General features: G+C 74.9%; 2 protein-coding genes. One reads left to right on the forward strand and one right to left on the reverse strand.

Annotation, left to right across the window (positions count from 1 at the left end; genetic code table 11):
* Positions 1–780: SDR family oxidoreductase (locus DW299_RS00055; protein WP_136035201.1), on the forward strand; the 780-nt coding region annotated here is incomplete at its 5' end.
* Between the two features lie 31 nt (positions 781–811).
* On the opposite strand, the gene DW299_RS18725 is transcribed toward DW299_RS00055, so the two are convergent.
* Positions 812–1,036: hypothetical protein (locus DW299_RS18725; RefSeq protein ID WP_168443040.1), on the reverse strand; the 225-nt coding region annotated here is incomplete at its 5' end.

Consider the following 1,036-nt stretch of genomic DNA (forward strand, 5'->3'; position numbering starts at 1 on the left):
CGCGCGATCGTGACCGGCGCGGACTCGGGCATCGGCCGCGCGACCGCGGTCGCCCTCGCCGCGGCCGGCATCGACGTGGGCATCACCTGGCACAGCGACGAGGCCGGCGCCCAGGAGACCGCGGAGGAGGTGCGCAGCCACGGCGCTCGGGCCGTGGTCGCCCGCCTCGACGTGGCGGACATCCCCGCGTGCGGCGACGCGGTCGACGGCCTGATCGCCGAGCTCGGCGGGGTGGACGTGTTCGTCAACAACGCCGGAGCGGGACTGCAGACCCCGTTCCTCGACGTGACCCTCGACGAGTGGAACCGCGTGGTCGACACCGACCTCACCGGCGCGTTCGTGTGCCTGCAACGGGCGGCGCGGGCCATGGTCGCGGCCGGACGCGGTGGCCGGCTGATCGCGGTCACCAGCGTGCACGAGCATCAGCCGATGGTCGGGGCGAGCGCGTACGACGCCGCGAAGCACGGGCTCGGCGGCCTCATGAAGAACCTGGCGCTCGAACTCGGTGCGCACGGCATCAGCGCGGTGAGCGTGGCCCCCGGCGAGATCGCCACACCCATGACCGGGCAGACCGACACCGACCCGCACACGGAGGACCGCCCCGGCATCCCGCTCGGACGACCAGGGGACGCGCGCGAGGTGGCCGCACTGATCGCCTTCCTGGCCTCGCCCGAAGCCGCCTACATCTCCGGGGCCTCGGTCGTGATCGACGGCGGCATGCTGCAGATGGGCCCGCAGGCCGGCGCCGCGGTCGAGAGCCACGACTGGCGCCGCCTCTGACGCACCACGACCCGGACGGACGAGCCGGGGCTCAGCGACGCAGCGAGTCGGCGAACGGGTTCGGCTCGAGCGTGTAGTCCGTGGACGGGTCCGCCCACGTGGAGGCGCCCTCCGGACTGCGGCGAGCGCGGACGCCGGACAGCAGCCGCACCGCCGGGGCTCCGACCGCGAGCGCGAGCCGTCCGGAGATGCTGCGGTCCTCCCGTCCGAGCACACTCGCCCGGTGCCAGGCCTCGTGCAGCGCACCCCCGCGCGC

Source organism: Microbacterium sp. K35, assembly GCF_004794375.1.
GTDB lineage: Bacteria > Actinomycetota > Actinomycetes > Actinomycetales > Microbacteriaceae > Microbacterium > Microbacterium sufflavum.